Source organism: Bacillus sp. SIMBA_008 (assembly GCF_046535495.1).
Taxonomy (GTDB): Bacteria; Bacillota; Bacilli; order Bacillales; family Bacillaceae; genus Bacillus; species Bacillus subtilis.
The window spans coordinates 1-270 of the sequence record NZ_JAWRWL010000489.1; the positions used below are offsets into that span (position 1 = coordinate 1).

1 protein-coding gene is annotated in these 270 nt (G+C 70.0%); it reads right to left on the reverse strand.

Annotation, left to right across the window (positions count from 1 at the left end; genetic code table 11):
- Position 1: 1 nt before the first annotated feature.
- Positions 2 to 270 (reverse strand): DUF1684 domain-containing protein (locus tag SB658_RS24145; protein ID WP_410602879.1); only part of this gene is annotated, 269 nt, incomplete at its 5' end.

The following is a 270-nucleotide window of genomic DNA, read 5'->3' on the forward strand; positions in this document are numbered from 1 at the left end:
GTCAGCCGCCGAGCACGACGACGCGTTCGCCCGCCCGGATCGGCGTCGAGTAGCGGTTGCCCGGCAGCGGAAGCGGGCAGACGAACTGATCCGAGAACGCACAGGGCGGGAGGTAGGCGCGGTTGAAGTCGATGATCGCGGAACCGTCATCGGCGGGCTCCTCGACCGGGAGGAAGCGGAACCGGTAGGTCTCGAGTCCGTTGGTGCCGTCGGCGAAGACGGCGCTCAGGGTCCCCTGCGAGCTCCGCGTCACGGTCAGCGTGTGCGGCG